27 protein-coding genes are annotated in these 24,400 nt (G+C 69.4%); 8 read left to right on the forward strand and 19 right to left on the reverse strand.

Features of this window, described 5'->3' with window-relative positions; all coding sequences use genetic code 11:
• Positions 1-121 precede the first annotated feature (121 nt).
• The 5 genes from thiL to glyA form a co-directional block, all read right to left on the reverse strand.
• Positions 122-1,273: a thiamine-phosphate kinase gene (thiL, locus tag AC2YHT_RS17965; protein WP_487291117.1), complete on the reverse strand. Its 1,152-nt coding sequence runs from the start codon at positions 1,271-1,273 to the stop codon at positions 122-124.
• Positions 1,182-1,637 (reverse strand): transcription antitermination factor NusB, encoded by a 456-nt coding sequence (nusB, locus tag AC2YHT_RS17970; RefSeq protein WP_110118236.1) that lies wholly within the window; start codon positions 1,635-1,637, stop codon positions 1,182-1,184. The genes thiL and nusB overlap by 92 nt, the downstream gene beginning before the upstream one ends.
• A complete protein-coding gene (locus AC2YHT_RS17975) occupies positions 1,634-2,098 on the reverse strand; it encodes a 6,7-dimethyl-8-ribityllumazine synthase (protein ID WP_487291118.1) in 465 nt (154 codons plus the stop codon). Before AC2YHT_RS17975 ends, nusB begins: the two co-directional genes overlap by 4 nt.
• 81 nt (positions 2,099-2,179) lie before the next feature.
• Positions 2,180-2,653: a transcriptional regulator NrdR gene (nrdR, locus tag AC2YHT_RS17980; protein WP_110118234.1), complete on the reverse strand. Its 474-nt coding sequence runs from the start codon at positions 2,651-2,653 to the stop codon at positions 2,180-2,182.
• A 32-nt stretch (positions 2,654-2,685) separates the two neighbouring features.
• Complete coding sequence (gene glyA / locus AC2YHT_RS17985) at positions 2,686-3,975, reverse strand: serine hydroxymethyltransferase (protein ID WP_487291120.1); 1,290 nt, start codon at positions 3,973-3,975, stop codon at positions 2,686-2,688.
• Positions 3,976-4,192: 217 nt separating this feature from the next.
• Here glyA and AC2YHT_RS17990 point away from each other — a divergent pair, with 217 nt between their 5' ends.
• Complete coding sequence (locus AC2YHT_RS17990) at positions 4,193-4,636, forward strand: Ros/MucR family transcriptional regulator (RefSeq protein WP_487291122.1); 444 nt, start codon at positions 4,193-4,195, stop codon at positions 4,634-4,636.
• 15 nt (positions 4,637-4,651) lie between these two features.
• On the opposite strand, the gene AC2YHT_RS17995 is transcribed toward AC2YHT_RS17990, so the two are convergent.
• The 9 genes from AC2YHT_RS17995 to AC2YHT_RS18035 all read right to left on the reverse strand — a co-directional run bounded on the left by AC2YHT_RS17995 (position 4,652) and on the right by AC2YHT_RS18035 (position 12,804).
• Positions 4,652-5,446: an SDR family NAD(P)-dependent oxidoreductase gene (locus AC2YHT_RS17995; RefSeq protein WP_487291124.1), complete on the reverse strand. Its 795-nt coding sequence runs from the start codon at positions 5,444-5,446 to the stop codon at positions 4,652-4,654.
• Positions 5,447-5,723: 277 nt separating this feature from the next.
• Positions 5,724-6,368 (reverse strand): hypothetical protein, encoded by a 645-nt coding sequence (locus tag AC2YHT_RS18000; RefSeq protein WP_487291126.1) that lies wholly within the window; start codon positions 6,366-6,368, stop codon positions 5,724-5,726.
• 9 nt (positions 6,369-6,377) lie between these two features.
• Positions 6,378-7,604, reverse strand: a complete 1,227-nt coding sequence (gene hemA, locus AC2YHT_RS18005) for a 5-aminolevulinate synthase (RefSeq protein ID WP_487291128.1) — start codon at positions 7,602-7,604, stop codon at positions 6,378-6,380.
• A 168-nt stretch (positions 7,605-7,772) separates the two neighbouring features.
• A complete protein-coding gene (mmsB, locus tag AC2YHT_RS18010) occupies positions 7,773-8,726 on the reverse strand; it encodes a 3-hydroxyisobutyrate dehydrogenase (RefSeq protein ID WP_487291184.1) in 954 nt (317 codons plus the stop codon).
• A gap of 17 nt (positions 8,727-8,743) precedes the next feature.
• The gene (locus AC2YHT_RS18015) at positions 8,744-9,550 is read right to left on the reverse strand and encodes a class I SAM-dependent methyltransferase (protein ID WP_487291130.1); all 807 of its coding nucleotides are present in this window, start codon (positions 9,548-9,550) and stop codon (positions 8,744-8,746) included.
• Between the two features lie 97 nt (positions 9,551-9,647).
• Positions 9,648-10,721 carry an enoyl-CoA hydratase/isomerase family protein gene (locus AC2YHT_RS18020; protein ID WP_487291131.1) on the reverse strand — a complete coding sequence of 358 codons (1,074 nt, stop codon included), beginning with the start codon at positions 10,719-10,721 and terminating at the stop codon, positions 9,648-9,650.
• A gap of 8 nt (positions 10,722-10,729) precedes the next feature.
• Positions 10,730-11,335: a histidine phosphatase family protein gene (locus AC2YHT_RS18025; protein ID WP_487291133.1), complete on the reverse strand. Its 606-nt coding sequence runs from the start codon at positions 11,333-11,335 to the stop codon at positions 10,730-10,732.
• A gap of 113 nt (positions 11,336-11,448) precedes the next feature.
• The gene (locus tag AC2YHT_RS18030; protein ID WP_487291134.1) at positions 11,449-11,619 is read right to left on the reverse strand and encodes a type II toxin-antitoxin system Phd/YefM family antitoxin; all 171 of its coding nucleotides are present in this window, start codon (positions 11,617-11,619) and stop codon (positions 11,449-11,451) included.
• A gap of 45 nt (positions 11,620-11,664) precedes the next feature.
• Positions 11,665-12,804, reverse strand: a complete 1,140-nt coding sequence (locus tag AC2YHT_RS18035; RefSeq protein ID WP_487291136.1) for an isobutyryl-CoA dehydrogenase — start codon at positions 12,802-12,804, stop codon at positions 11,665-11,667.
• A 206-nt stretch (positions 12,805-13,010) separates the two neighbouring features.
• Between AC2YHT_RS18035 and AC2YHT_RS18040 the strand changes: the two genes are divergently transcribed.
• From AC2YHT_RS18040 to arfB, 7 genes are all read left to right on the forward strand, one after another.
• Positions 13,011-13,451, forward strand: coding sequence for a DUF2147 domain-containing protein (locus tag AC2YHT_RS18040; protein ID WP_487291138.1), 441 nt, complete (start codon positions 13,011-13,013; stop codon positions 13,449-13,451).
• Positions 13,452-13,507: 56 nt separating this feature from the next.
• Positions 13,508-14,509 carry a porphobilinogen synthase gene (gene hemB, locus AC2YHT_RS18045; protein WP_487291140.1) on the forward strand — a complete coding sequence of 334 codons (1,002 nt, stop codon included), beginning with the start codon at positions 13,508-13,510 and terminating at the stop codon, positions 14,507-14,509.
• A 1-nt stretch (position 14,510) separates the two neighbouring features.
• Positions 14,511-15,368, forward strand: coding sequence for a helix-turn-helix domain-containing protein (locus AC2YHT_RS18050; protein WP_487291141.1), 858 nt, complete (start codon positions 14,511-14,513; stop codon positions 15,366-15,368).
• 32 nt (positions 15,369-15,400) lie between these two features.
• Complete coding sequence (locus AC2YHT_RS18055) at positions 15,401-16,480, forward strand: serine hydrolase domain-containing protein (protein ID WP_487291143.1); 1,080 nt, start codon at positions 15,401-15,403, stop codon at positions 16,478-16,480.
• A 35-nt stretch (positions 16,481-16,515) separates the two neighbouring features.
• Positions 16,516-16,914 carry an NUDIX hydrolase gene (locus tag AC2YHT_RS18060; RefSeq protein ID WP_487291145.1) on the forward strand — a complete coding sequence of 133 codons (399 nt, stop codon included), beginning with the start codon at positions 16,516-16,518 and terminating at the stop codon, positions 16,912-16,914.
• 88 nt (positions 16,915-17,002) lie between these two features.
• Positions 17,003-17,461 carry a YaiI/YqxD family protein gene (locus AC2YHT_RS18065; RefSeq protein ID WP_110118218.1) on the forward strand — a complete coding sequence of 153 codons (459 nt, stop codon included), beginning with the start codon at positions 17,003-17,005 and terminating at the stop codon, positions 17,459-17,461.
• Positions 17,458-17,880: an alternative ribosome rescue aminoacyl-tRNA hydrolase ArfB gene (arfB, locus tag AC2YHT_RS18070; RefSeq protein ID WP_110118217.1), complete on the forward strand. Its 423-nt coding sequence runs from the start codon at positions 17,458-17,460 to the stop codon at positions 17,878-17,880. Before AC2YHT_RS18065 ends, arfB begins: the two co-directional genes overlap by 4 nt.
• Positions 17,881-17,896: 16 nt before the next feature.
• Here the strand turns inward: arfB and AC2YHT_RS18075 are convergent, their stop codons facing one another.
• The 5 genes from AC2YHT_RS18075 to AC2YHT_RS18095 all read right to left on the reverse strand — a co-directional run bounded on the left by AC2YHT_RS18075 (position 17,897) and on the right by AC2YHT_RS18095 (position 24,387).
• Positions 17,897-18,172, reverse strand: a complete 276-nt coding sequence (locus AC2YHT_RS18075) for a hypothetical protein (protein ID WP_487291147.1) — start codon at positions 18,170-18,172, stop codon at positions 17,897-17,899.
• Between the two features lie 100 nt (positions 18,173-18,272).
• Complete coding sequence (locus AC2YHT_RS18080) at positions 18,273-18,752, reverse strand: MarR family winged helix-turn-helix transcriptional regulator (protein ID WP_487291149.1); 480 nt, start codon at positions 18,750-18,752, stop codon at positions 18,273-18,275.
• Between the two features lie 182 nt (positions 18,753-18,934).
• Positions 18,935-19,828 (reverse strand): pentapeptide repeat-containing protein, encoded by an 894-nt coding sequence (locus tag AC2YHT_RS18085; RefSeq protein ID WP_487291151.1) that lies wholly within the window; start codon positions 19,826-19,828, stop codon positions 18,935-18,937.
• 216 nt (positions 19,829-20,044) lie between these two features.
• A complete protein-coding gene (locus tag AC2YHT_RS18090; protein ID WP_487291153.1) occupies positions 20,045-21,826 on the reverse strand; it encodes a CIA30 family protein in 1,782 nt (593 codons plus the stop codon).
• Positions 21,827-21,876: 50 nt separating this feature from the next.
• Entirely contained in the window at positions 21,877-24,387 is a 2,511-nt protein-coding gene (locus tag AC2YHT_RS18095; protein WP_487291155.1) for a zinc-dependent metalloprotease, read from the reverse strand.
• Positions 24,388-24,400 lie beyond the last annotated feature (13 nt).

The raw sequence follows: 24,400 nt of genomic DNA on the forward strand, positions 1-24,400 counted from the left end.
ATATGATTGCGTAGCGATCATTCACTCCCGCATTCAGGGAGCACGAGCCATCACAGGCGGGCGTACTCGGTGTGGGAAGGTTCAGGCGAAGCTCTGGCGAAAAACGCTCGCCGAACCCGCCCTAGCCATGCAGCCAGCCCAGACGCTGGGGGGTGATGTCCTTGCCCTTGAACAGGGCCGCGACCCCCTCGCCTTCCACGAACTCGCCAATGTCGCGCACCGGCAGGCCGGCGGCGAAGGCGGCGGCCTGGAAGGCGGCGACGTCGGCGGGGGGGATGGCGCAGACGATCTCGTAGTCGTCGCCGCCCGAGGCCAGCGACATGCGGGCTTCGCCGCGCTCGGGCTGGGCTTCCAGCCAGGCGCGGGCGCCGGTCGACAGCGGCAGGCGGTCGAGGTCGACCTTGACCTGCAGGCCGCTGGCCTTGGCGATGTGGCCCGCGTCGGCCAGCAGGCCGTCGGAGACGTCGGCGGCGGCGTGGGCGTACTGGCGCAGGGCCTCGCGCAGAGCCAGGCGCGGCGCGGGCGTGCGGTAGCGGCGAACGAGGCCGCCGTCGGGATCCTCGACCTCGCCCCAGTGGGCCAGCAGGCCAAGCCAGCCGTCGCCGATGCTGCCGCTGACCACGAGCCGGTCGCCGGCCTGGGCGCCGCGGCGCAGGACAGCCGCGCCTTGCGGAACCCAGCCCAGCAATGTGGCCGAGACGACCAGCGCGCCGGAGGTGGTGACGGTGTCGCCGCCCAGCAGGTTTATCCCGAAGGCCTGGCCATCTTCGGCCAGACCGCGGGCGAAGGTCTCGCGATCCTCGACCGTCGTGCCCGAGGGCCAGCCGACGGCCAGGAAATAGCCGTAGGGCTCGGCGCCCTTGGCGGCGAGGTCGGAAAGATTGGTGCGCAGCAGGCGCCTGGCGACGATGTCGAGCTCTTCACCGGCCAGGAAGTGCACGCCGGCGACCATGGCGTCCTTGGTGATCACCAGGTCGTAGCCGGGACGCGACGGCAGCACCGCCGCGTCGTCCAGCAGGTCGAGCGCCACGGGGTCGCCGTTGGTCAGCGGCCGCAGGAATTTCTCGATCAGCTCGAACTCGTCCGGACCGGCGGGCGCGGCCGTCGGCGGGACGTCGTCGAACCACGACTCGTCGTCCTCCGCCGCCGTCGCCGGGGCGGGATCGTCGAACCAGTCGTCGTCAGACTCGGGCGTCACGCGCGATGGCGTCCAGGGCGCCGTTGATGAAGCCGGCTTCCGGCCCTTCGAAGAACGACTTGGCGATCTCGACATACTCGTCGATCACCACCTCGGTCGGAACGTCCGGGCGGTTCATCAGCTCGTAGGCGCCGGCGCGCAGCACGGCGCGGGCGGTGGCGTCGAGACGCTCCAGCTTCCAGCCCGAGGCCAGGCGGCGGACGATGGCCGGATCGATGGCGGCCTGCTTGGAGACCACGCCCTTCACCAGGTCGGCGAAGAAGGTCTCGTCGGCCTGGGCCAGCTGGGCGCCTTCGCTGTCCTCGACGGCGCGGTCGAAGCGGTGTTCGGAGAACTCGCGCACGACGGCGTCGACGCCGGCGCCGGAGACTTCCATCTGATAGAGGGCCTGAACGGCCGCCAGACGCGAGACGGAACGAGGCTGGATGCGCTTGCTCATCGCGCTTGTCCTGACAGCTGACGCTTCAATCCCACGATCTCCAGGCATTCCCGAGCGGCTTGGCCCCCGCGGTCGCCTTGCGACAGGCGGGCGCGATTCCAAGCCTGATCCTCGTCGTCAACCGTCAACACGCCGTAACCAATGGCCAACCTTTTTCCGACGGCCAGGTCCTGGAGGCCGCGGGCGGTCTCGTTGCTGATGATCTCGAAGTGGTAGGTCTCGCCGCGGATGACCGCGCCGAGGGCGATGTAGCCGTCGTAGCGCACGCCCGACGGGCCCTTGCCGGCCTCCTCGGCGATGGCGATGGCGGCGGGGATCTGCAGGGCGTCAGACACGGTGACGACGTCGTATTCGGCGCCCTGGGCCTCGACCGCCTGCACCGCGCCGGCCAGCAGCGCGTCGGAAAGGCCCGAATAACGGCGCCCCTCGACGATCAGCAGACGAATCCTGTCTTCCACCATATGCCTCTGAACTCCTGGGCGGACGGGAGGCCTCGATGGGCCGTCTCGCGCCGACCCGAAAAATCGAATCGTAGAATGCGCCTATAGCTCGTCTTCGGCGACGTCGCTCAAGCCTTCTTCGCCCAAAAACTTCGCGAAATCGCTGGTTTCCCGGAAATCGCGATAGACCGAGGCGTAGCGCACATAGGCCACGTCATCGAGCGCCTTGAGGGCGGTCATCACCATCTCGCCGACGGCTGACGACGGCAGCTCGGTCTCGCCCTGGCTTTCCAGCCGGCGGACGATGCCGTTGACCATCCGCTCGACCCGCTCGCCCTCGATCGGCCGCTTGCGGGTGGCCAGCGAGATCGAACGCATCAGCTTGTCACGGTCGAACGGCGAGCGACGGCCCGACCGCTTGACGATGATCAGCTCACGGAGCTGTACGCGCTCGAAGGTGGTGAAGCGGCCGGCGCACTCCGGGCAGAGGCGACGGCGACGGATGGCCGCGCCGTCTTCCGACGGGCGGCTGTCCTTCACCTGGCTTTCGGCGTGGCCGCAGAATGGGCAGCGCATGATCTTGGGCCCTCCCCTGCGGCCTCAACCCATTAGTTGTAGATCGGGAAGCGGGCCGTCAAGGCCAGCACTTCCTCGCGGACCTTGGCTTCGACGGCCGCGTTGCCGTCGGCGCCGTTGGCGGCCAGACCGTTGACCACTTCGCCGATCAGCTCGCCCACGCGGGTGAACTCGGCTTCCTTGAAGCCGCGGGTCGTGCCGGCCGGGGTGCCCAGGCGGATGCCCGAGGTGATCGTGAACGGCGCGGTGTCGAACGGCACGCCGTTCTTGTTGCAGGTCATGTGGGCGCGCTCGAGGCTGTGCTCGGCGTCGCGGCCGGTCACGCCCTTGGGACGCAGGTCGACCAGCATCAGGTGGCTGTCGGTGCCGCCCGAGACGATGTTGACGCCCGACTTGCCCAGCGCTTCGGCCAGGGCCTTGGCGTTGGCGATGATCTGCGCGGCGTATTCCTTGAACGAAGGCTGCAGCGCTTCACCGAAGGCCACGGCCTTGGCGGCGATGACGTGCTCCAGCGGGCCGCCCTGCAGGCCGGGGAACACGGCCGAATTGACCTTCTTGATGATGGCTTCGTCGTTGGTCAGCACCATGCCGCCGCGCGGGCCGCGCAGGGTCTTGTGGGTGGTGGTGGTGACGACGTGGGCGTGCGGGACGGGGCTGGGGAACACGCCGCCGGCCACCAGGCCCGCGAAGTGGGCCATGTCGACCATCAGGTAGGCGCCGACCGAGTCAGCGATCTCGCGGAAGCGGGCGAAGTCGATCTCGCGGCTGTAAGCCGAACCGCCGGCGATGATCAGCTTGGGCTTCTCGCGCTGGGCAACCTCGGCGACGTTGTCGTAGTCGATCAGTTGGTCCTGCTGGCGCACGGTGTAGGACACCGGCTTGAACCACTTGCCCGACTGGTTGGCGGGCGAGCCGTGGGTCAGGTGGCCGCCGGCGGCCAGGTCCATGCCCATGAAGGTGTCGCCCGGCTGCAGCAGCGACATGAACACCGATTGATTGGCCTGCGAGCCCGAGTGCGGCTGGACGTTGGCGAAGGCCGCGCCGAACAGCTGCTTGGCGCGCTCGATGGCGATGGTCTCGATCTCGTCGACCCATTCGCAGCCGCCGTAGTAGCGCTTGCCCGGATAGCCCTCGGCGTACTTGTTGGTCAGGATCGAGCCCTGGGCTTCGAGCACCGCCTTCGAGACGATGTTTTCCGAGGCGATCAGCTCGATCTGGTTCTGCTGACGACCCAGCTCCCGGCCAATGCGATCGAAGATGTCGCGGTCGGCGGACGCGAGATCGGCGCCGAAGAACTTGGTCAGGTCGGAGGAAGTCGTCATCGGGCGCTCCTTGGGGCAGAGGCGGGGGTGCGGGCAGCGGGCTTTCTAGGCGACGCGCTCCCGCGGGCGGGAGTCGACGGGGCTCTCTTTAACTCCCTTCGCGCCGCGATCAATCACGGAACCGTCGCAGTAACCATGCGTTGCTCACGAACCCGGCCGGGTGTTGCCGCCAAGCCGGGTGTTTTTCAGTGCAACGAATAGAACGGGCGGGATGCGTATGGCGGTTTCACACGGCGAAACGGGACCGGAACTGACGGACGAGCCCGACCTGCTGGCGCTGAGCGCCGGGATCGTCGCGGCCTATGTGGGACAGAACAAGGTCTCCCACACCGCGGTGCCCGACCTGATCCGCACCGTGCACGGCGCACTTCAGACCCTGGGCGGCGAGCCCGTCGCGGCCAGGCCGACCGAGAAGGCCAAGCCCGCCGTGCCGGTTTCCCGCTCGGTGCAGCACGACTACATCGTCTGCCTGGAAGACGGGAAGAAGCTCAAAATGCTGAAGCGCTACCTGCGCTCGCACTACGACATGAGCCCCGAGGACTACCGCCGCAAGTGGGGCCTGCCCTCGGACTATCCCATGGTCGCCCCGGCCTACGCCGCCCGCCGCTCGGACTTCGCCAAGCAGATCGGGCTGGGCAAGGGCGTGCGCCGGAGGGCGTAGTCGCCCTCCCCTTCCTCACGCTTCGGAGAAGATGTCGCGCTTCTTGAACGAGGCGGTCATGAACCGGCCCATGGCCTTGGGCATGGTCAGCCAGCGCACCGGCGCGGCCGTGGCCTCGCCCTTCAGCACGCCGTCGGCGATGTAGGGGGCGACGGTTTCGACGCGGTCGCCGAGGATGTTGTAGAGCTTGATCGAGCGCTCGCGGTCGGCGTCGGTGGCGTCCTTCATCTCGGCCTGCAGCAGGTCGGTGGCGACGATGCCGGGGCTGATCGTGCCGATACGCACGCTGGTGCCGTCCAGCTCCTTGCCCATCGACTTGGTGAAATAGGACACCGCCCGCTTGGTGGCGCCATATAGCGTCAGGCCCGAGGCGGTCATGCCGTCGCTGCCGAAGCCCTCGAAATTGTAGATCGCCCCGCCGCCGGGCTGCACCAGCATGCGGGTCATGGCCAGCTTGGTGGCCTTGATCACGCCCAGCAGGTTGGTGGCGACGATGGCGTCGATGTCGGCCTCTTCCACCTGGTCGAGGCGCACGCGCGGCGACACCGAGCCGGCGTTGTTGATCCAGATGTCGACCGCGCCGAACCGCTCGACGGCCGTGTTCCACAGCGCTTCCAGGTCGGCGACCTTGCTGACGTCGCAGGCCTGGGCGGCGACGGCGCCGCCGGTGGCTTCCAGCTTGGCCAGGGCCTCGGCCAGGACGGCCGGGTTGCGGCCCGAGATCACCACCTGGCAGCCCCGCTCAAGGAAGGCTTCCGCCAGGCCGTAGCCGATGCCGCGGCTGCTGCCGGTGATCACGATGGTCTTCACGGGTGCGATTCCTCTGCGTACAGGGCTCCATCCAGCCGCAAGCGGCGCGGCTTTGCAGCGGCCTTTTAGCGGGAAACCGCCACGCGGAGAGCCTCAGGTCGGACGGGCATTCATCGACTTGTCGCCCCCAATCCGTCCAATCCCCGCGAAGGCGGGGACCCAAGCGGGCTTTCAGGATGAAGTGCGGCCGTGGGCTATCCGCAGCTTCGGCTTGGATCCCCGCCTTCGCGGGGATGCTCGGTAGACTGGGCGAGGCCTTCGAATGTGGAACGGCCCCTCAGACCGCCGCTTCCCGCTCCAGCCAGGCCAGGGCTTCCGATCGCGCCCAGGCGATGCGGGGCGCCAGATCGGCGATGGCGTCGTCGTCGAGCCCGGCCAGCAGGCCCCGCGCCTCGCCCAAGGCGGCGAGGTCCGCCGGCGCGTCGCCGAGATAGGCGTCAGGCAGCTCGTGTTGATGGAAGGCGATGTCGGCCAGGACGGCGGCGACGAGATCGAGCCGCGCGGGCGCGAACAGCGGATCGCGCTCCAGCGCCTCGCGCAGGAAGGGCTGCGGCGGCGCGTGCCAGGTCGAGCCGCCGCTCGACAGCCGCGCCAGCCAAACCAGCGGCCAGGGATCGAAGGGCTTGGCGCTCGCCCATTCCTCCAGGGTCGGACGGACGAGCAGGCGAAACAGCGGAACCGGCAGCACGGCCTCGGGCTGGCCGCGATAGGCCATGCGCTTCTCGCCGATCCAGACGACCAGGGTCACGCGCTGCGCCAGCGGCCAAGTCACGGCCCCGGCCATGAAGACGTCGAGAGCTTCGAGCGCCTCGCGCCTCAGGCCCTGATGCCGAAACCGGAAGTAGTCGGACAGCCCCGACCAGCCGGGATGCTCCAACGCATCCTCGGCCAGCTCGCGCAGGTAACCGAGATCGAAACCCAAGGCGGGGTTTTAGGCCGCGTGGCCGCCCATGCGGGCGACGTTGCAGTGCGCCCACAGCTTTTCCATCGCCCCGACCAGCTTGCGCATCATGTCGTCGGTGTGGAACGGCGTCGGCGTGAAGCGCAGGCGCTCGGTGCCGCGCGGCACGGTCGGATAGTTGATCGGCTGCACGTAGACGCCGTGATCGGCCAGCAGCATGTCGCTGATCAGCTTGGTGTGGACCGGATCGCCGACCAGCACGGGCACGATGTGGCTGTCGTTCTCCATGACCGGCAGGCCGGCGTCCTGGAACATCTTCTTCAGGGTGCGGGCGCGCTCCTGGTGGGCGTCGCGCACTTCGGGGTGCTGCTTCAGCCACTTGACGCTGGCCAGCGCCCCGGCGGTCAGGGCCGGCGGCAGCGAGGTGGTGAAGATGAAGCCCGAGGCCATCAGGCGCACGGCGTCGATCACCTCGGCGTCGCCGGTGATGTAGCCGCCCATGACGCCGAACGCCTTGCCCAGCGTGCCTTCGATGATGTCGATCTGGTCCATGACGCCGTCGCGCTCGGCGACGCCGCCGCCGCGCGGGCCGTACATGCCGACCGCGTGGACCTCGTCCAGATAGGTCATGGCGCCGTACTTCTTGGCGAGAGCGGCCGTGGCGCCGATGTCGGCGATGTCGCCGTCCATCGAATAGACGCTCTCGAAGGCCACCAGCTTGGGCGCGTCGACCGGGGCGGCCGCCAGCAGCTCTTCAAGATGGGCCAGGTCGTTGTGGCGGAAGATGTGACGCGGGCCGCCGCCGTTGCGGATGCCGGCGATCATCGAGGCGTGGTTCTGGGCGTCGGAGAAGATGATCAGGCCCGGCAGAATCTTCTGCAGCACGCTGAGCGTGGCTTCGTTCGACACGTAGCCCGAGGTGAACAGCAACGCGGCCTGCTTGCCGTGCAGGTCGGCCAGCTCGGCTTCCAGCTCCACGTGGTGGTGGTTGGTGCCCGAGATGTTGCGGGTGCCGCCCGAGCCCGAGCCGTGCTCGTCGATCGCCTGGTGCATGGCGTCCAGCACGACGGGGTTCTGGCCCTGGCCGAGATAGTCGTTCGAGCACCAGACCACGACTTCGCTCTCGCCGCCGTCGGCGCGAGTCCAGGTCGCGCGCGGGAAGGCGCCGCGATGGCGCTTCAGGTCGGCGAACACCCGGTAGCGGCCTTCGTTGCGGATCTGGGAGACAGCAGCGGTGAACGCGGCTTTGTAGTCCATGCTCGTATCTTCCCCCCGGACCGAGGCCCGGCGGTCCTTGTTCTTCTAGCCCGGCTTTTCGCACCGCGCCGACGTAGTGTCCACCTAAGGGCCTCTACCTACAAATTGGAATTAGCCTTGGTGTCGCATCGATTGGTTCTATGAGCGGCGAACTCAACCCTGCCTTGTTCAGGCAAGCTCCGCAAGACGTCCGCGCAACAGTTGCAGCACGGCCGAGAAGTCCTTGCCGCCGAAGCCGTTGGCGTCGAACAGGGCGTAGAGGGCCTCGGCCTGGGCGCCCATGGGCGTGCTGGCCCCGGCCCGGGCGGCGGCTTCCTGGGCGAGCTTGAGGTCTTTCAGCATCATCGCCGTGGCGAATCCGCCCTCGTAGCCGCGATCGGCGGGCGTGGCGGGCCCGACGCCCGGCACTGGGCAGTAGGTCGAAACCGACCAGCACTGGCCCGACGACTGGCTGGCGATCTCGAAGAAACGGTCGGCGGCCAGGCCCAGCTTTTCGGCCAGGGCGAAGGCCTCGCAGGTTCCCAGCATCGAGACGCCCAGCAGCATGTTGTTGCAGATCTTGGCCGCCTGCCCCGCGCCGTGGCCGCCGGCATGGATCACCGCCCGCGCCATCGGCTTCAACGCGGCCTCGACGGCGGCGAAGTCGTCGTCGTCGCAGCCGACCATGAACGCCAGGCTCCCGGCCTCGGCGGCCATGATCCCGCCGGACACCGGCGCGTCGGCGAAGCGAAAACCGGCCGCCCTCGCCTGCTGCGCCACAGCGCGGGCGCTGTCGACGTCGATGGTGGAGCAGTCGATCAGCAGGGCCGACTTCGGCGCATGGGGCAGCACCTGCTCGCAGTAAACGGCGCGGACGTGGGGTCCGGCCGGCAGCATGGTGATGACGATCTCGGCTTCGCGCACCGCGTCGGCCACCGAGCCGGCGGCGACGCAGCCCGCGCCGACCGCGCGCTCCAGCGCCTTGGCCGACAGGTCGAACGCCGCCACGGCGTGGCCGGCCTTGGCCTGGTTGGCGGCCATGCCGCCGCCCATGTTGCCCAGGCCGATGAAGGCGATCCTGGTCATCGCTACGCTCCCTAAATGCGAACCGCGCCTACGTGGGCGCGGTCCTTGTCGTTGCAGGCCGGTGGCGGGAGCGCTTAACGCGCCCCGGCCGGCTTGCGGAACTTGTAGATGAACTGGTCGGTCTTGCCGCGGATCGACGGGTCGAACACCGAGACGTTGCGCTTGTCGGCGGCGTCGCGCAGCACGCGGCTCTCGCCTTCGAAGACGAAGCCGGCGGCGGTGACCTCGGCCTTCACCGTCTCGGGGTCGATGCGGTGCAGCTTCTCGGAGTCGCGCAGGCCCGAGCCCGGCTGGGCCGAGTGGTCGAGCACCAGGTAGACGCCGCCCGGCTTCAGGGCCTGGAAGATCTTGCGGTTCACGACCGACAGGTCGGCCGGCCCCATCAGCGGGGTGTGCATGTCGTGGTAGTTCTGGGCGGTGAACACCAGGTCCAGCTTCTCGGGCGCGTTGAAGTTGGGCAGGGTGTTGAGGATCACCGACACGTTCTTGTAGGCCGGATCGGCGGCGATGGCGTTCACCGCCGGCTCGCGCTTGGCGAGCTTGGTCAGCTCGTCGGGCACATAGGCGTAGACGTGGCCGCGCGGACCGACGGCCCGCGACAGGATGCGGGTGAAATAGCCGCCGCCCGGGATCAGGTCGGCCACCTTGGCGCCGGTGCGCACGCCGGCGAAGGCCAGCACCTGGGCCGGCAGGCGGTCGGCGTCGCGCTTGCTGTCGGCCTCGGGACGCAGCGGGTTCTCGACCGCGGCGATGATGTTGGCCGGAATGGCGACCGGAGCGTCGGCCGGAGGCGGCGGCGGCGGCTCGACCGGTCCCATCGGGGTCGTGGCGCAGGCGGTCAGGGCGAGCGCGGCGACGAGGCTGAGAAGCGGCTTACGCATGGTCTTCCTTCCGGAGGGTCTTCTTAGTTGCGCGCAAGCTAGCGACGCGAACCGCCACCGGCAATGCCGTTGGGGCGTCTCCCGACGCCGAACGCCGTCAGGCCTCGGCCAGGGGCGTCCACTCCTCGTCGGCCGGCAGCGGGGCGAAGATCGCCTGGATATCGGCGTCATCCACCGCATCGACCGTCGGCGGGTCCCAGCGGGGCGCGTTGTCCTTGTCGACGATCACCGCCCGCACGCCCTCGATGAAGTCGTGACGGCGCACGACGCGCGAGCCGATCCGGTACTCCATGGCCATGTGCTCGGCGAAGTCGGTCATGGCCTCGCCGCGCTTCAGCTGCTCGAAGGCGACCTTCAGGGTTTGAGGCGACTTGGTCTTCAGCACCGCCAGCTGGGCCTTGCCCCAGTCGCTGGAGTCGGCCTCGAGGAACTCGAAGATCTGCTCGACGCTGTCGCCGACGAACAGGCGGTTCAGGTCCTGCTCGAAGCCAACCAGCGGCGCCTTGCCGGCGTCGGCGCGGTACATGCGCAGGGTCTCGTCGATGCGGCGATGGTCGGCCAGGACGGCCTTCTTCAGCCCCTCGACCGCGCCGAACTCGACGAAGTGGGTGGCGATCCCCAGGCGCATGCAGTCCGCGCCCTTGATCCGCGCTCCCGTGAGCGCAAGCCAAAGCCCCGCCTTGCCCGGCAGCCGCGGCAGGTACCAGCCGCCGCCGACGTCGGGGAACAGGCCGATGCCGGTCTCGGGCATGGCGAAGGTCGTGCGCTCGGTGGCGATCCGGTAGTGGGCCGGCATCGAAATGCCCACGCCGCCGCCCATCACCACGCCGTCCATGATCGCCACGACGGGCCGGTCGTAGTGGAACAGCAGGTGGTTCAGCCGGTACTCGGTATGGAAGAACTTGCGCGCCTCGACGCCGTCGCCGGCCCCGCTCTCGGCGAGCATGCGGATGTCGCCGCCGGCGCAGAAGCCGCGCTCGCCGGCGTGGTCGATCATGACCATGTCGATCTCGGGATCGGCCTGCCAGTCCAGCAGGGCCTGGATCATGGTCTCGCACATCGACAGCGTCAGGGCGTGCAGCGCCTGGGGCCGGTTCAGCGTGATCCGGCCCACGTTCTTCTTGGCGCGGATCAGGACTTCGGGGGCCTGCTTGGGGGGAGCGTCGGTCATCTGGGATCTCAGGCGAATTCGGGGTCTTCGACGGGCGCGCAGTCGAAGCGGTCGATCTGGCCGGCCATCAGGCGATAGACCGCGTCCTGCGGCACCTCCTGGGCCAGGGTGTCGGCGCGCGACAGGCCGGCATAGGCGCCGCGCAGCAGGCGGCCGGCGACGCCATGGCTGACGACGATCAGCCGGCGCTGGCCTTCCGGAGCCTGCTCGGCCAGCCAGCCGGCGACGCGGGCGGTGACGTCTTCGAAGGTCTCGCCGCCGGGCGCGCGGAAGGCCCATTCATAGCTGGCGAACAGCTCCGGATTATCGCGGCGAATGTCCTCGCGCAGCCGGCCCGACCAGTCGCCGACGCTGATCTCCAGCAGGCGATCGTCGAAGCTCAGCGAAAGGCCCGTGCGCTCGGCGATCGCCTCGGCCGTATGGCGCGACCTGCGCAGCGGGCTGGCGACGATCCGCCAGGCGTCGGACGGCTCGCGCGCGACCAGGTCGGCCAGCAGGTCGCCCATGGCGCGGGCCTGGGCGCGTCCAAGGGCGGTCAGGTCCGACTCGGTCTGGCCCTGGAAGCGTCCCTCGCGATTGAACTGCGTCTGGCCGTGGCGGCAGAGATAGATCACTTGGCTTCGAACCTGATTTTACGCGCGGCCATCTGCTCGGCCAGCCAGCCCATTTAGGGCAAACCTAGATCGCCGTCCCCTTCGAAGCAGCAAGCATTGCCGTGCGTCGCGTCTCAGGCCTTTCGGGCCGCCCCAGGAGTTTTCATCTCTGCGGCGGCTAGCGGCTCCAGCTTCGCCACGGCATGGCCGTTTCGGGTGATCACGATGGTCTCGTCGCCCTGTTCCACGGCTTTCAGCAGCGCCGAAAAATGGGTCTTGGCCTTGGCTTCATCGATTTCACGCATGGCCTGGCCCTCTCCCATATCGGATCGTTGAACCCTACCTCATCCTCACTGCCGGAACATCTCGCGGGCGATGATCACCCGCATGATCTCGTTGGTGCCTTCGAGGATCTGGTGCACCCGCAGGTCGCGGACGATGCGCTCCAGCGGATAGTCCTGCAGGTAGCCGTAGCCGCCGTGCAGCTGCAGGGCGTCGTTGGCGACCTGGAAGCCGGCGTCGGTGGCGAAGCGCTTGGCCATGGCGCACAGCTTGGTGGCCTGCGGGTCCTTGTTGTCGAGCGCGTGGGCGGCGCGGCGCACCATCAGGCGGGCGGCCTCCAGCTCGGTGGCCATGTCGGCCAGCTTGAACTGCAGGGCCTGGAAATCCTTCAGCGGGCGGCCAAACTGGTTTCGGGTCTCGAGGTAGGCCTTGGCCGTGTCGAGGGCGAACTGGGCGCCGCCCAGCGAGCAGGAGGCGATGTTCAGACGGCCGCCGTCGAGGCCCATCATGGCGAAGCGGAAGCCCTCGCCCTCCCCGCCGATGCGGTTGGCGACGGGCACACGGCAGTCGTCGAAATTGACCTGGGCGGTGGGCTGGGCGTTCCAGCCCATCTTGCGCTCGTTGGCCCCGAACGACAGGCCCGACGTTCCCTTCTCGACCACGAAGGCCGAGACGCCCTTGGGACCCTCGCCGCCGGTGCGGGCCATGACGACATAGACGTCCGACACCCCGCCGCCGGAGATGAAGGCCTTGCCGCCGTTCAGAACGTAATGGTCGCCGTCCAGACGGGCCGTGGTGCGCATGCCCGCCGCGTCGGAGCCCGAGCCCGGCTCGGTCAGGCAGTAGCTGGCGATCAGCTCCATGGTGGTCAGGCGCGGCAGGTAGCGTCGGCGCAGATCGTCCGAGCCGAAGCGGTCGATCATCCACGAGGCCATGTTGTGGATGGTGAGGTACGCCGCCGTCGGCACGTCGCCGTAGCTGAGGGCCTCGAAGATGATCGAGGCGTCGAGGCGCGAAAGGCCGCTGCCGCCCAGGTCGTCCTGCACGTAGATACCGGCGAAACCAAGCGCGGCCGCCTCGCGCAGCACGTCGACCGGGAAGTGCTTGTGCTCGTCCCACCGCGCCGAATGCGGGGCAAGGCGTTCCGCGGCGAAGCCGGACGCCATCTCCTGGATGGCGCGTTGATCGTCGTTCAGCGCGAAATCCATGCGCCATTTCCTCCCATGCGGGGCAGATCCGCCCTCATCATCTTGGCCGCTGACGTGCCTCGCCCGGCGGAGTGTGTCAATCATATCTCAGTTGGCGAATATGAATGCGGCGCCGCAGCGAAATCGGGTGCGAAACGTCGCACCTCCCTTGATCCGGAACCCTCTCGGTATCAGATCGTCGCTGTCGGAGGCGTCGTCTCGGTTCCATGCAAAAGTTCATTACCGCTTTGGCCGCGGTCGCGGCCCTGTTCACGTTTGTGTCCGCGCCGGCTCACGCCGAGAATCTGGGCGTCTGGCGCAATCCCAAGGACAACATCCGCCTGCACATCACCGACTGCGGCAAGAGCATGTGCGGCTGGGTCGTCTACGCCAGCCGCAAGGCCGAGGCGGACGCCAAGAAGAGCGGCTACGACACCCTGGTCGGCCAGCAGGTGCTGCGCGACTTCGCGCCCACAGGCAACGGCAACATGCGGGGCCGCGTCTTTGTTCCGACGCTGAAGGTGACGCTGAACGGCACGGCCGAGTTCATCGACGCCCGCACCATGCGCGCCAAGGGCTGCGTCCTGGGCGGCCTGTTCTGCAAGTCGCAGGTCTGGACCCGCGTCGACGGCGTCCAGCAGGCCAGCGTCACGACCAAGACCGAGTAGTCCCTTAAGGGCCTTCCGGCCTTGCCTCCCGGGACAACGCGCGCGAAACCCTTCGCATGACCGTTCCTCCTCTCGCCCCCTACCCCGCCTCGCGCCTGCGCCGCCTGCGTCAGGCCGACTGGACCCGTCGTCTCGTGCGCGAGACCGAGGTGCGACCGTCCGACCTGATCTGGTCGATGGTGGTGCACGAGGGCGAAGGAACCGTGCCGGTGGCCTCGATGCCCGGCGTCGATCGACTGAGCGTCAAGGAGGCGGCCAAGGCCGCCGTCCGCGCCCGCGACCTTGGCATCCCCGCCATCGCCATCTTCCCGCACATCGATCCGTCGCGGAAAGACGCCACCGGCTCGATCACCGCCGATCCGGACGGGGTTATCCCACGCGCCGTGAAAGCCATGAAGGACGCCGCCCCCGAGGTCGGGATCATGTGCGACGTGGCCCTGGACCCCTTCACCGACCACGGCCACGACGGCGTGGTCGAGGGCGGCAAGATCCTCAACGACGCCACCATCGAGCGCCTGATCGAGCAAGGCCTGATGCAGGCCGCCGCCGGCGCCGACATCCTGGCCCCTTCGGACATGATGGACGGCCGCATCGGCCGCCTGCGCGGGGCGCTGGAAGGCGACGGCTGGCACGACACCCTGATCATGTCCTACGCGGCTAAGTACGCCTCGGCCTTCTACGGCCCCTATCGCGACGCCATCGGTTCGGCCAAGCTCTCGGCGGGCCAGGGCGACAAGAAGACCTACCAGATGGATCCGTCCAACACGGAAGAGGCCATCCGCGAGGTCGCCCTCGACATCGCCGAGGGCGCCGACATGGTGATGGTCAAGCCGGGCCTGCCGTACCTGGATATCCTGCGCCGCCTGGTCGACGAGTTCCGCATGCCCACCTACGCCTTCCAAGTGTCGGGCGAGTACGCGATGATCAAGGCCGCCGGGGCCAATGGCTGGATCGACGAGGAGCGCGCCATCCTCGAAAGCCTGGCCGCCTTCAAGCGGGCCGGCGCGGCCGGGATCATCACCTATTTCGCCCCCTGGGCGGCGGAGAAGCTGGGCTGATATGACCGCCCCGAGGACCGCCTTCGCACCGGGACGGTTCTATGGCGCGCCGACGATCGAGCGTCAGTTGTCGGGCGTGCGGCTCGCGCACTTGGCGGCTACGACCAGCGCCGAGCACGTGCACGAGCACAGCCACGACGACGCCCACTTCGTGCTGGCCACCCACGGCCGCTACGAGACCACGGCCTGGGGCCCCGCCACCGAGGGTCCGGTGCTGGTCTACAATCCGCCGGGCGTCGTCCATCGCGACCGCTTCGTAAACGAGGGCGGCTACTTCCTGGCCGTCAGCTTCGGAGCGGGCGACTGGCGGAGCCTGGCCGACGGCCGGGCGGCGATCGACGCCCTGAGGCTGACGGGGCCGGTCGCCCGCCGCGCGGCCCTGCGCCTGACCCGCTCGCTGCTGTCGGCGGATCCCGAAACCCTGTCGCTGGAGGCGCTGAGCCTGGAGCTGGCGGCCGAGGCCCTGGCCCCGGCGCGCGACAGCGACCATCCCCCGCCCTGGCTGGCCCTGGCCGAGACCTTCCTGGCCGACGCCTTCGACCAGCCGATCGGCGTGGCCGACCTGGCCCGCGTCGCCGGGGTGCATCCCGTCCACCTGGCGCGCGGCTATCGCCGCTGGCTGGGCGCCGCGCCGGGGGAGCGCCTGCGGACCCGGCGGCTGGAACGGGCGGCCGACCTCCTGATGCAGGGCCGCGTCTCCATCGGTGAGATCGCCCTTAGCGCGGGGTTCTGCGACCAGAGCCACCTCAATCGCCAGTTCCGCCTGGCCTATGGCGTGACGCCTGGCGAGTTCGCGCGGCTGTGCGGGCGCCGGTCGGATGTTTCATGCGTCCAAGACGAGACCCCGACGCTCGCCTAAAGCTTGGGCGTGCAAGTCGGAGTCGCTTTGTCGTGAAACGCTTTCTGTTCGCCGCCGCCCTGGCGCTGGCCCCGCTTTCGTATGCTCACGCCGCCCCGGACTGGGCGAGCGCCGCGCCAGCCGCCGAGGGGATGTCGGCCGAAAAGCTGGAGGCCATGTCGGCGGCCATCAAGGCCGGCCAGTTCCAGAAGATCACCAGCGTGCTGATCGCCCGCCACGGCAAGCTGGTGTTCGAGGCCTATTACGATGACGAGGGCCCGGAAGCCCGCCGCAACACCCGCTCGGCCACCAAGACCATCACCGCCATGCTGGCCGGGGCAGCCATCGCCCGCGGCGCCATTCCGAGCGTGGATGCGCCGATCAAACCCTACCTGAAGGGCCGCCCGCCGGCCGCCAATCCCGATCCGCGCAAGGACAAGGTCACGGTCGAGGACCTGATGACCATGAGCTCCATCGCCGAATGCGACGACGAGAACCAGTTCTCGCGCGGCAACGAGGAGCGGATGTACCTGATCGAGGACTGGGTCGGCTTCTATCTCGACCTGCCGGTGCGCGGCTTTCCCGAGTGGGTGCAGAAACCCGCCGACGCGCCCTACGGCCGATCCTTCTCCTACTGCACGGCCGGCGTGACGACCCTGGGGGCCGTGGTGCAGGGCGCGGTCGGCAAGCCCCTGCCCGCCTTCGCCCGCGAGGCGCTGTTCGGGCCGCTGGGGATCGAGGGCGAGCGCTGGCAGATCTCGCCCCTGGGTCTGGCCCAGGGCGGCGGCGGACTTGGCCTGCGCAGCCGCGACCTGCTGAAGCTGGGCCAGCTCTATCTCAACGGCGGCAAGTGGGACGGAAAGCAGGTGTTGCCGGCGTCGTTCGTGGCCGCCGCCACCGCGCCGCACGCCAACGCCCGGCCGGACACCGACTACGGCTACCTGATCTGGCTGCAGACCTTTGCGGGCCACAAGGCCTGGGTGATGAACGGCTCAGGCGGCAACAAGGTCGCCATCGTGCCCGATCTCGATCTGGTGGCGGTGGTCACCACGGTCAATTTCGACGTCCGCCAGCCGCATGCGATCAGCGAAAAACTGCTGGCCGAGCACGTGCTGGCGGCCGCCCAGCCCTGACGCGCCGAATCTCCGAAGCGGCTATGCTGGGGGCCATGACCAAGGTCCTCGACATCGTCACCGCCGTGATCCGCGACGACGCCGGCCAAATGCTGCTGGTGCGCAAGCGCGGCACGGCGATCTTCATGAAGCCGGGCGGCAAGCGCGATCCCGGCGAGGACGACCTGACGGCCCTGGCCCGGGAACTCGACGAGGAACTGGGCTGCCGGCTGGTCTCGGCCAACCTGCTGGGTCGCTTCTCTGCTCCTGCCGCCAACGAGGCGGGCTTCACGGTGCAGTCGGCGACCTATCTGGCCGTGGTCGAGGGCGACATCGCCGCCCAGGCCGAGATCGAGGAGCTGGCCTGGATCGACCCGGCCTCCCCGCCCGCCGGCCTGCCCCTGGCGCCGCTGCTGAAGGACGAAGTGATCCCGGCCCTGCTGGCCCTGGTCTGACAGCCGAGTTCAAACAGTTGCCGCGCGCCCGGCGGGCTAGCCGCTCACACCTAGCCCTGGCGCGCTTTGCCTGTGCTATAGGGCGGCCATGACGACGATCTACATCGACGCCGACGCCTGCCCCGTGAAGGACGAGACCTACAAGGTCGCGGCCCGCAACGGGCTGAAGACCTATGTCGTCTCCAACAGCTGGATCCGCGTCCCCGCCACCCCCGCCATCGAGCAGATCGTGGTCGACGCCGGCCCCGACGTCGCCGACGACTGGATCGCCGAGCGCGCGGGACCAGGCGACGTGGTGGTGACCAACGACATTCCCCTGGCCGACCGCGTGCTGAAGGCCGGCGGCGCGGCCATCGCGCCCAACGGCCGGGTGTTCACCAACGACATGATCGGCTCGGCCCTGGCCTCGCGCTCGATCGGCGAGCACCTGCGCTCGATGGGCGAGGTCACCAGCGGCCCCAAGGCCTTCGGCCCGCAGGACCGCAGCAAATTCCTGCAGGCCCTCGACCAGGCCGTGGTCAAGGCCCGCCGCGTGGTCCCGCGATGATCGAGATCACCTCCTGGCTGCGCATCGACGAGGACGAACTGGTCGAAAAGGCCGCCCGCGCCTCGGGGCCCGGCGGCCAGCACGTCAACAAGACCTCGACGGCGATCGAGCTGCGCTTCGACGTCGCCAACTCCCCGACCCTGACCGACGACATCAAGGCCCGGCTGACGGCGCTGGGCGGCAGCCGCATGACCCAGGAGGGCGTGCTGGTGCTGTTCGCCCAGGGCCACCGCTCGCAGGAACTGAACCGCCAGGACGCCCGCGAGCGCCTGGTCGAGCTGATCCGCCGCGCCACCGAGAAACCCAAGCCCCGCCGCCCGACCAAGCCGACCTATTCCAGCAAGCTCAAGCGGCTGGAGACCAAGACGAAGCGGTCAGGCGTGAAGTCCATGCGCGGCAAGGTCAGGCACGACGACTGACCGCGCGACACCCCGTCTAGTTGGGATCGACAACGCCCACGGCCAGGCGAGCACCGCTGACCTGCTGTTCGACAACGAACACCGCCTCGCCCTGGGTCAACAGGGTGAGTTGGCCATCGACGATGGTTCCGAAAAGATTGGCCAGCACGATATCGGCCGACCCCTGCCCCCCATGCTGGATCATCGCATCCCAACCCATCATCTGATAGGTCACGCCGCCGGACTGCACGGCGATGCCCGTGGGGCCCTGCGCGTAATCCTGAATGTGCTCGGCGACCTGTTCGACGTTCATGTGATGAAGCTCCCCTTCGCGGCCCCTAGCGGCCGCGAAGCTCCACCATGGAGCGCAATCACTTAATCGGAGATTGCGCTCCAGGCATGATCTGGAGAGATCAGGCCATCGTCGGGATCGGCGGGCCGAACGAGAGGATCTCGTCCTTCCAGTCGGGTTCCGGGATCAGGCCGCCCAGCATCTTCTTCAGATAGAAAGCCAGGGCCGACTGCTCGTCAGCGCTCAGTTCCGAACAGGCTTCCTGGTGCAGGGGCGCGAGCTCGCTGCGGATCTGCTCCAGCAGCGCCGCCCCCGTCTCGGTCAGGCGCACCACCACCTTACGGCGGTCGTTCGGCGCGCCGCCGCGCTCGACCAGGCCGTCGCGGATCAGGCCGTCGATCGACCGGGTGAGCGTGGTGCGGTCGGCCGCCGAAAGCTTGGCCAGCCGCGTCATTGAACACTCGCCGAACCGGGCCAGCGACAGCATCGCCACCCATTTCGGAAACGACAGACCGTGACTCGCAACATGGTCGGCCGCCAAGGCGCGCCGATGCTGCTCGGTCTGATACATCAAATAGCTCAAATAGCTGGGCAGGGGCATGGATTGCCCCTCCCTCAGGTCATGCTGTGGCATGGTGTCCCCCCGCGCCGTGCGTCTTGATCTCACAACCTCTGCTGTTGCGCAATCGCCGCGAGGTCCCTAGCCAACGCGGCGTTCACCATCTTAGCAAACGCGGCCGTGAGAACCGCGTTCCGGATGATGTTAGCGGAACCGCCTGGCGGTCAGCGCTTGGGGCGGTCAGCGCTTGGGATAGACGGCGGGGCCGGAGGCGCGGGCGGGGCCGGCGGAGCGGGCATGCCCTGGATGATCGAGATCCGCGAACGGCTGCTGCGGCCGCAGGCCTTGATCGACAGGCCCGGCGGCAGGCGCGTGGCGGTGTCGCCGCAGGCCTCGTCGAGCTGGTCCTGGGTCAGGCCCTTGGCCCCGCTGAGATCGACGCCGAACAGGCGCACGCCCGAGAAGTCCGCGCCCTTGAAGTCCGCGCCCGTGAAGCTGCCGCCGCGCAGGTTGGAGGCCGTCAGCGAGGCGTTGCGGAACTGGGCGCGGTCGAACCGGCCGCCGGTGAGGTTGGAGCCGTTGATCTCGGCGTTGGAGAAGTCGGCGCCGCGGGCGTTGACCGAGGCCAGATTGCTGCCGTGCATCTCGGAATTGGCCAGGCGCGCGTCGATCAGGCTGGCGGCCTCCAGGTTGGCGCCGTGCAGCTCGGCCGAGGTCAGGTCGGCGCGGGCCAGATTGGCGTTCTGGAAGTTGGCGGCGCTCGACTCCACGCCCGACAGGCGGGCCCCGGAGAAGTTGGCGTTCTGGAAATTGGCGCCGCGCATCTCGGCCCCGCGCAGGTCGGCGCGCGACAGGTCGGCGGACTGGAAGTTGGAGCCGAAGAACACCGCGCCGCGCAGATCCGCGCCGATCAGGTTGGCCTTGGCGAAGTTGGCGCCGGTGAACTTGGCGCCGGTCATCTTGCGGCCGGCCAGATCGCAGCTCACGCACATGCCACCGAGCGACACCAGACGAGCCACGTCCTTGTCCTCGATCGAGGCCTTGGCCTGGGCCTGTCCGGCCAGGGTCGTCAGACCCATGACCAGGGCGGCGGCGAGCATGTTGCCCATTCGGGCCATCGGCGGTCTCCGTGCGGTCCAATAAGCGACCTTGCTGGTTACGGTTTGAGCCGCGGACCGCCGCAAGACCACTTAAATCGCGGTAATGACGGGGATTCGTCATCCCCGTCGCCCGCCGAACGCTTGTTCCATTGGGGAGACAAGCGCTCGCCGCGTCAAACCGCCACGCCCCCGAAATCCGCCTGACGGACCCCGGACGGACCTGGAAGACGGACCTCAGTAGAAGGTCACGTCGTCCAGTTCGAACCACAGCTTGGCGCCGGCCGGACGCTCGCCCTCGACGCCCACCTCGAAGAGGTCGGTCCCGGTCCAGGCCTTCTTCTCGGCTTTGGCCGAAGCCGGCGTGAAGGCCGAGAACGGCAGCGTCACCTTGGTCCATTGCGGACCGGCCTTGACCTTGGCCTGCCAGCGGCCGCCGGCGGTGTTGAAGCCCACCACATAGGTTCCGCCGTCGCCGCGCAGCGACAGCGACAGGCCCTTGAAGGCGCTGGCGTCCACCGGCGTCACCGAACCGCGGGTGAGCGGCAGCAGCACGCCGGCCGAGGCGTCGTCCTTGGTCGCCATGCGCGCGCCGACGCTCAGCACCTTGCCGCCGCCTTCGCGGTCGATGACCTGCGAAACCTCGAGGCTGCGGTCGCGGCCGCCGTCGAAGTCGTCCAGGCGCAGGGTGTCGAGGCTGGTGCGGCCGTCGGCGCGCTCGAAGTCGTCGATCAGGGCGGTCGCCTTCAAGGCCGGCGGGGTCATGCGGTCGTTGGCGGGCGAGCGCGTCGCGCCGGGACCGAAGGCGGCCTGGCCGTCGATGAACACGCGCTCGACCTTGTAAACGTCGGCGATCGTGTCCCAGGGCTTGCCGCCGACCAGCACGAAGTCGGCCCGCTTGCCGGCCTCCAGCGTGCCGCGGTCGGCGATCAGGTTCATGGCCTTGGCGCTGCCGGCGGTGCCGACGGTCAGGGCCTGGGCCGGGGTCAGGCCGGCCTGGACCAGCAGTTCCAGCTCGCGCTGGCTGGACGAGCCGTGCGGCGTGCCGGTCATGCCGGCGTCGGTGCCCAGGGCCAGCGGCACGCCGGCGTCGAACAGGGTCTTGGCGTTGGAAAGCGCGTAGCCGAACTTGGCGCGGGCCTGGCGGGCGCGCGGGCTGTCCGGGTCGGCCGGCGGCTTGGCGCCCGGCTTGACCGGCTCGTAGACGGCCAGGGTCGGAGCGTAGGCCATGCCCGAGGCCTTGATCGCCGCCACCGTGGCCGCATCGACCGGCTCGTCCTGCAGGCTGTGGGCGATGACGTCGACGCCGCTCTTGGCCGCCACCATGCCGCGCTCGACCGTGACGGTGTGGGTGAGGACCTTCAGGCCGTACTTGTGGGCCTCGTCGGTCAGGGCCTTCAAAGTCCAGGCGTCCATGCTGGTGTTGTCGGGCGCGGAGCCGTAGCGCCAGCCGTCGGTGAAGGCCTTGATGGCGTCGGGCTTGTAGGGGGCGATGGCGTCCACCGCCGCCTTGGCGCTCTCGGGGGTGTCGACCCAGCGGGTGGTGGCCTGGTCGGCCCAGTCGGCGCCGTGACCGCCCGGCGTGCTGATGCGGGCGACGAAGTTGACGTGCGGCGCGGTCAGCGTCCCCAGCCACTGGCGGCGGGGCGTGAAGGATTCCGGCTGCTGGTGGAAGTCGTTCACCGTCGTCACCCCGGCGGCGACATAGGCGTCGGCGATCTTGGGCACGAGGCTGGGAACGCCGTTCGGGGTCCAGTGAGTATGGACGTCGAAGAAGCCCGGCAGCAGGGCCGCGCCCTTGGCGTCGATGACGGTCGCCCCCTTGGGCGCCTTGACCCCCGCGCCGACGGCGACGATGCGGCCGTCCTTGACCACCAGCGTCCCGTGATAGGGCGCGGCGCCCGTGGCGTCGAAGATCTCAGCGTTCACGACGGCCAGCGGCTTGGTCTGGGCGGCCGCCAGGGACGTCGAGAGCGCGGCGGCGGCGAGCCCTCCGAGCAGGATGCGGGCGAAGGTCATGGGCGGGCGTTCCTCGTTCGGGTCCGCGCCCCCGAGGGGACGCTCACACCTCATGACGAACCAGCTTCGCAAAACCAGCAGTCGTCGGCGCCGATCGGCATGCCGGGCGGCAGGGTTTCGACCGCGCCGGCCCGCGGGGCGGCCAGGGCCTTGCGGTCGGCCGAGGTCAGCAGGCGCGAGATCCGCGCCGCCTGGGCGGCCTCGGCCCCCTCGCCTTTCCAGGCGCCCAGGCGCTTGGCGTAGGCCAGCAGGGCCGCGTCGATCTGGGCGGCGGCCGTGGGCGACAGGGCCTTGTCGTCGAGCACGGTCACCAGATCGCCGACCAGCCGCGCCCGCACCCGCCGGCGCAGCTCGCCCGTGCGTCCGCCGGCCTGCGGACCGCCGGGCGACACCGCCGCCAGCAGGGTCTCGACCGTCTCGGCGACGTCCAGTTGGCCCGGATCGCGCCGGTTCTGCTCGACCAGGCGGTTGAGCCGCGCCGGATTGAGCAGTTGCGACAGGGTGTGGTCGGCGGCGGTCTCGGCCGCCGTCGGCAGGTCGAACACCGCCGCCCCCGAGGTCGGGAAGATCTCGATGTCGTAGGCCTTGTCGCGTGAGCCCGACTGGCCCTGCGACAGCAGCGAGATCAGCGGGTCGGGCAGGTCGAGCACGGCCGGATCGAGGGTGCGCACCAGCCCCGCCAGCGCTCGGCGCTGATCGGCGGCCGGGGTGGCGGGCGCGGCCTCCCTGCCGTCGCCGACCACCGCATAGCCGTAGTCGACGCCGCCGACGAACTTCACCGCGGCGTCCACCTGGTAGCGATGGAAGAGGTAGATCGGCACGAGCGCGCGGCGCAGGTCGGCGGCCGGCGCGCCGGCCGGGACGCTGCTCAGCCCGAAGCGCGACAGGGCGATGCGGCGCACGGCCAGCACGTTGTCCAGCTCGACGACCGGATCGGCGCCGTTGTCCCACAGCGAGCCGTAGGGCTGGGCGGCCGACGCCCCACGGGCGTCGGCGTCGGAGACGTAGCGATAGCCCTTGGCCTGGGCGTCTCGCGCCAGGGCGTCCAGGCGCTTGGCCTCGTCGCCGCCCGGCGGTCCTTCGGAGTAGAGCCAGTCGATGGCGAAGACGTCCCAGGCCCCGACGCCCTTCGCATAGGCCTCGGAGAGGTCCAGACGGTCGCCGTCCACCTTCACCAGCGGCGCGGGGTAGTCCATCACCGAGGCGCGGCCGTACACGCTGCCGGCGAAATTGTGCGACAGGCCGATGGCGTGGCCGATCTCGTGGGCCGACAGCTGGCGGATGCGCGACAAGGCGATCTGGATCGGGTCGTCCGCCCCGCCCGTCCCCGTCTTGTCGGCCCCCAGCAGGCCCTCGAAGATCATCCGGTCCTGGCGGATGCGCAGCGAGCCCAGCTGGACGACGCCGCGCACGATCTCGCCGGTGCGCGGATCGACCACCGTGGTTCCAGTCGACCAGCCGCGCGTCTGGCGGTGAATCCAGTTGACCACGTTGTAGCGGGCGTCCATCGGATCGACGCCCTCGGGCAGCGGTTCGACGCGGAAGGCGTCGACATAGCCGGCCGCTTCGAACGCCTGGTTCCACCAGCGCCCGCCCTCGACCAGGGCGCTGCGCACCGGTTCGGGCGCGCCGCGGTCGATGTAGAACACGATCGGCTTCTTGACCGGCGACTTGGCGGCCGTCGGATCGGTCTTCTCCAGCCGGAAGCGCCGCACCAGCCGCTGCACGGTCGGCTTGTCGAGCGGGGCGGCGTAGTCGGCGAACAGCACCTGGGCCGAGGTGCCGGTGCGCGGATCGAAGACGCGCGGCGTAAAGCCCGGGGCCGGCAGGCGGATGAAGCTGTGATGGACGCCGAAGGTCACCGAGCGGGCGTCGGGAACGATGCCGGCGACCTCGCCGCCCGCGTCGTCGGCGGTGAAGGTCTGGCGAGTGTCGAACTCCAGATTGTCGGGGAAGACGCCAACATGGGCCAGATCGACATAGCTGAGGGTCGGAGCGGGCTTGAAGCCGCCCTGCTTGGCGTCCTTCATCGCGCCGGGGATGTTGAAGGCGTCGCGCAGCAGGAAGCCGGCGATGTCGACGGTGAAGCCGCCGCCGGCGGTTTCCTCGGCCACCTCGCCCGACCACACCACCGAGCCTGGGAAGCTGTCGCGGACCGTCCGCCGCTCCTCGGCGCTGCCGTCCACGGCGCGGAAGCCGAAGTTCTCGAACTCGGCCAGCACCCGCTTGCCCACGCGGCGGAAGACCAGCACCTGGGTGTCGCCGGTCGCCGCGCGATCCAGGCCCACCGGCGTCGCGCCGAGACCGCCGCTGAGGCTGGGCTGATAGAGGAAGCGGCCCGAGACGCCGTCCGCGTCCGGCGCCGGCAGGGTGACCAGCACGACGCCCTTGGCCGCGTCGGTCTTCACCGGCAGCAGGCCCGGCGCGGCGGCGGGACGCGCGACGTCGGAGACGGAGGCAGCGGGAGCGAGCGCCAGCGCGGGCGACAGAGACAGGCCGGCCATCGCGCCCGCCAAAGCCAGGACGCGCCAAGAGGCGCCGCCGAAACCCGATTTTCTCATGCCCTGCTCCGTT

The organism is Caulobacter sp. SRI_008, from assembly GCF_057586355.1.